The organism is Psychrobacillus sp. (assembly GCF_056205495.1).
Map to the genome: position 1 here is coordinate 1 of NZ_JBAEAP010000447.1, position 4,522 is coordinate 4,522.

5 protein-coding genes are annotated in these 4,522 nt (G+C 34.9%); 1 reads left to right on the forward strand and 4 read right to left on the reverse strand.

What is annotated here, in order from left to right:
- Positions 1 to 118: 118 nt before the first annotated feature.
- The 3 genes from AC06OU_RS12915 to AC06OU_RS12925 all read right to left on the reverse strand — a co-directional run bounded on the left by AC06OU_RS12915 (position 119) and on the right by AC06OU_RS12925 (position 2,372).
- Positions 119 to 649 carry an SF0329 family protein gene (locus tag AC06OU_RS12915; protein ID WP_298470032.1) on the reverse strand — a complete coding sequence of 177 codons (531 nt, stop codon included), beginning with the start codon at positions 647 to 649 and terminating at the stop codon, positions 119 to 121.
- Positions 650 to 795: 146 nt separating this feature from the next.
- On the reverse strand, positions 796 to 1,581 hold the full coding sequence (locus AC06OU_RS12920) for an SDR family oxidoreductase (protein WP_475856270.1): 786 nt from the start codon (positions 1,579 to 1,581) through the stop codon (positions 796 to 798).
- A 101-nt stretch (positions 1,582 to 1,682) separates the two neighbouring features.
- Positions 1,683 to 2,372: a hypothetical protein gene (locus AC06OU_RS12925; RefSeq protein ID WP_475856272.1), complete on the reverse strand. Its 690-nt coding sequence runs from the start codon at positions 2,370 to 2,372 to the stop codon at positions 1,683 to 1,685.
- A gap of 154 nt (positions 2,373 to 2,526) precedes the next feature.
- Here AC06OU_RS12925 and AC06OU_RS12930 point away from each other — a divergent pair, with 154 nt between their 5' ends.
- Positions 2,527 to 3,084 (forward strand): STM3941 family protein, encoded by a 558-nt coding sequence (locus AC06OU_RS12930; RefSeq protein ID WP_475856273.1) that lies wholly within the window; start codon positions 2,527 to 2,529, stop codon positions 3,082 to 3,084.
- A gap of 84 nt (positions 3,085 to 3,168) precedes the next feature.
- Here AC06OU_RS12930 and AC06OU_RS12935 read toward each other — a convergent pair.
- Positions 3,169 to 4,522 (reverse strand): polyprenyl synthetase family protein (locus tag AC06OU_RS12935; protein WP_475856274.1); only part of this gene is annotated, 1,354 nt, incomplete at its 5' end.

The window sequence follows — 4,522 nt, forward strand, 5'->3', positions numbered from 1 at the left end:
TTAAAGCCAGAGGTTGATTGACTAGAAAAAAAGCAGTTAAAAAGCACATCTCTATACTCATTTTCCTTTGATTCTATTTCTAAAAATTTATTTTCTAGTTTCGATTAACCGGGACTTTTTAATCGAAACTTATACCTTCGACATCACACCTCAATCTGAAAAAGAATTGAATACTTTCATGCTCATTTTTAATAGGTTCCTTAAGTTTCTGCAATGTCCTTTTTCCTACTCGTCTATCAATTACAGCAAGAATTTTTATAATCATATCAGCTGACTTTAAAGACACTTCAATTGGTGTATTAAAGTACTCTTCCAATGCATCAAAAAAATCATATTGTGCTAAGATGCCTTCTTTTTTAATTATATTATGAGCCTGCAATCCAACTTCCCAATTTAACTTTCGATTATCAATATCATATTGGATATTTTGTTTCTCTCTAATATCCCATTCTTTAATATGCATTGTTCTTTCAGCAGTAATTGTACACATACTTAATATTTCCTTTTTATCGACTGTAATAACAGCTCTTCCCAACTGGTCATGTGCTTTGCGATAATTAATAATGTGAAAATCAATTCGATCTTTTAATGAGTCACAAGTAAAACTTTTCAAATGTTTTTTTACTTTACTCCATTTCGGACTATACATTTTATACCCCTTTATCTTATAGACTTCTTTTTACAGCAATCATCAATTTAAGTGTAACATTTCAAATACGGTACTCCCTTATGAAATTAATTTTAATTAAGATATCAAAAAAGAGCATCGCTTATTAGCAATGCCCTCCTCTTGAACTAGACTTCTAGTTCCCAGCGTTCTTGTTCATCTTTTTTCATTTTCTCTTCGATTTCTTTTGGCCATGTAGTACGGTATTTGTGGTTATCTGCCGGGATGATCTCAATCATTTTATCAATCATGTCTTGAGGGTCATATTGATCCTTCAAGGACTCCTCTTGCTCTTTCATGTCTTCCTTCTTCGTAAAATGTTGCTCTTCATTAAACCATTTATATTTTTCCTCTGCGCTTCGATCGTTAAAGCCAGTATTATATGGACCAGGATTGATAGTAGCTACCTGAACGCCAAATTCCTTTAACTCCTGCTGCATCGTTTTCGCGATTGCTTCCACTGTATGCTTAGTTGCCGTATACGGTCCTACATATGGAGTAGCAGATAGACCTGCCACGGAGCTAAGGAAAACAATTTTTCCGCTCCCTTTTTTCACAAGCTTACGCGCTGCAATTTGTGCTGTCTCTAAAGTAGCAAATACGTTTACTTCGAATAATGCACGAAAACGATCCATTGGCACCTCTGCAAGTGGTCCACCTTCATTAATAGCAGCATTTGCTACAAATATATCAAAGTCGTAGTCTTCCATTTGAGCCCGATCTCTCGCATTCGTTATATCTAACTTAAATATTTCCATATCTAAACCTAGATCTCTAGCTTCTCTAAGTAAATCTGTTTTTTGGGAAGTCGTTTCGGTGGTTGCAATTAAGCGATGCCCTTTTTTAGCTAGTCCTATAGCAGTCCCTCTTCCAAGGCCACTTCCGGCTCCAGTGATAAAAATTGTTTTACTCAATTGTATTCCTCCTAACAAAATAGTAGTCTATTTCTTTTCTTCCCTTTACAGACTAACTAAAACATATTTCCATATCAGCTTCCGATCTGAACCAATTCCTCCTAACTCCATTTATTCACCATTACTCGGTCATACTGATAACGTCTAATAATAATGCTTAGCTTTTGATGCCATTCATTACAAACTCCCTTAGCCTCTTCGTATTCCTCATATTCCTTGTACTCCTCTTTGTAATCTTCCAAGTAGATAAAGTAGTGAATAGGCTGCGATAAATCATCCGTGACGATTTTAAAGCAAAGACTGAATTCTAGCTCCTCCTCCTCGTCTTCTTCCTCATACTCTTCTTCTACTTCTTCTTTTTCCTCTTTATCCTCTAACTTAATATGGCTACTTAGTATTCCCTCTTTAGGGAATACGGATATCGTTTTTCCGTCTTCTATTAGGGCTGCCTCTAATACTTTATTAAAAGATATATCTTTTATTTCAAAATCACTTCCTAGCTCGTCTCTACTAGCTATATAGAGAATTTCCGTGACTTCATTTATGAGTAAAGCATTGAGATTATTTGGTGACACTAGTTTCTGAGTATGTGGAATTTCGTCTAGAATCTCTTCTGTGATTCTTCTATTCTCTTCATTAATCTCATCATTTCTCCTCTTCCATTCCCAAGTCCCCCAGAAAAACAATGCAACTGAAATAATTAAATATAAACCTATCGATCGCATATGATCCATTGAAAAAGACAGGAAAAAATAAATAGCACTAAGTAGATAAATTACGAAAATTTTCATATGCACTGCCCCTTATTTTTAAACTTCTTATATAGACTTTATTCGATAGATTATCAATTTATACTTCTAATCTCATAGTTAATGCTTCAAAGAGACAAATTTATATACTTTATGTAAAATTAAGGAATGAATATTTTGCAAAGGGGATATTACGATGAAGGAGCTTGTAGTTTATCAAAGTAAAGGAAAACAATTAATGTTCGTGTTTCTTGCAGTTGTTATGGTTGTAAGTAGTTTATTCGTCTTCACGATGGGAATTGGGAGCCAAGATTCAAGGAACATCATTTTTATCGCTATTGGTATATTGGGAATACTATTTTTCGGTTTCTGTCTTTTGTATATAATTAAAGATTTCATTGTTGGAAAGAAAATACTTGTTGTGAATGAAAAGGGGTTTTATGATTATTCCTCGGCAATTGCTAGTAAGGATTTTATCGGATGGGAGCTTGTCCAGGAATTAGGTACATACACGATACAAGGACAAGTATTTATAACTGTCTTTTTATTCGATGGTGATGAGTTTATAAAATCTCTACCCGCCATGAAGAGGACGGCGATCAAGGCTAATATAAAACTAGGTGCTGGTCATATTAACATCAATACACAAGCAGCAAAAGGAATTTCTAGGGAAGAAATCCTACATGAGATGAGCATTTATTTCAATGAATATTTAAGAAAATCTTCCCTAGAAGTTGAGGAAATTAGCATTTAGTAAAGCTTATGTTTTTCATGAATAAAATTAAAAGGCATCCTTTGATTTTCTAGGGATGCCTTTCATTTTGCTAATACAGAAATTCTAATGTTCGCGATTGATAAGATAGTTTAAAAAGTGTTTTAAGAAGGTTATATCTATAGAAACGTTTTGAAGAGCATCCATAGCTAGACAGTAGTTTTCCCACATCTCTATTGTGGCACCCTCATGCCCCATAATAGAAACGAATGTTGTGCTATTATTTTCTGCATCTCTTCCTAGCCCTTTTCCGAGTAGCTCTGCATCACCTTCTACATCGAGCAAGTCATCCTTAATCTGAAAGGCGATGCCAGCATAACGAGCAAATTTCTTTAGAGCAGCAATCTCCTCTTCGTTTGCTTTGGCTAAAATTGCAGGCATTAACAAGGCCGCTTCAAATCCTATTCCTGTCTTATAAAAGCATAAGGTATTTAACTGTTCTCTCGTAAGTGTTCTATTTTTAGAGGCCAGGTCCATGGCCTGACCTTTACACATTTCAGCTATGGTATGAGAAGAATATTGGATCATCTCTAGCACAGTATTCGCATCAAATTGTTTTAAGCTAGTTTGCTCCTCAATAGCTTTTTGAGTGAGGAAAAGACCTGTCAGCTCCGCAACAGCTACATTATAAACTTCATGAAGAGTAGAACGTCCGCGTCTTATTGGAGCATTATCCTGAGCTGGTAAATCGTCAAATATAAGAGAGGCAGTATGAAGATATTCCAATGATTTTAGTAGTGGAGCAATAGATGCTTCATCTAACTTGTAAATCTTCACTCCCATAAACCATGCTACGATCGGTCTTAGCCTTTTACCATCTCCTTCTAAGCTGTAATTGGACGCTTCAGTTATACTATCTTCGAAATCTGTATTATTAGAAGAAGAAATGGACAATGTCTCATTAATTTCACCACGAACTACTTTTATCGTATTAGAGAAATCCTCTCTTTCTTTACTTTCACTCTTTAATACTGTAATCATATGATCTCTTAGTAATTTATCAAAGAAGTCCACATCATCTGCTTTTCGAACCATCTTTTGTAGAAGCTTATTAAAACCTGGTGTCCCGAAACTAAAGAGATCCATAATTTCTTTGTATTTACTTTTGCCTACCCGCTTCTTTAACCGTTTAAGTCCATTAATAGCTCGATCTAATATTACTTCTCGTGTTTGTTCGTCGGAATGATAGACATTATGAATTAAATTACTAATAACAGCCCAATACAATTCAAAAGGGTTGATCAGGTCTGAACGTTCTTTATGATACTTTAAATAATACGTATAAGGAGTCACTGCTCCGTCCTTCATATCTTGGAACATATCAGCGAAATCATCTGAAAGCTGATTATAAATACCATAAAAAAATGTACGGTTATCCATCTCTTGATTGTCTGAAGTACTAAGGACTGAACGAACAATT

Bases quoted from the DNA above. Each gene is read 5' to 3' on its own strand.
- AC06OU_RS12915 (WP_298470032.1), bottom strand. From the start codon at position 649: ATGTATAGTCCGAAATGGAGTAAAGTAAAAAAACATTTGAAAAGTTTT.
- AC06OU_RS12925 (WP_475856272.1), bottom strand. From the start codon at position 2,372: ATGAAAATTTTCGTAATTTATCTACTTAGTGCTATTTATTTTTTCCTG.
- AC06OU_RS12930 (WP_475856273.1), top strand. From the start codon at position 2,527: ATGAAGGAGCTTGTAGTTTATCAAAGTAAAGGAAAACAATTAATGTTC.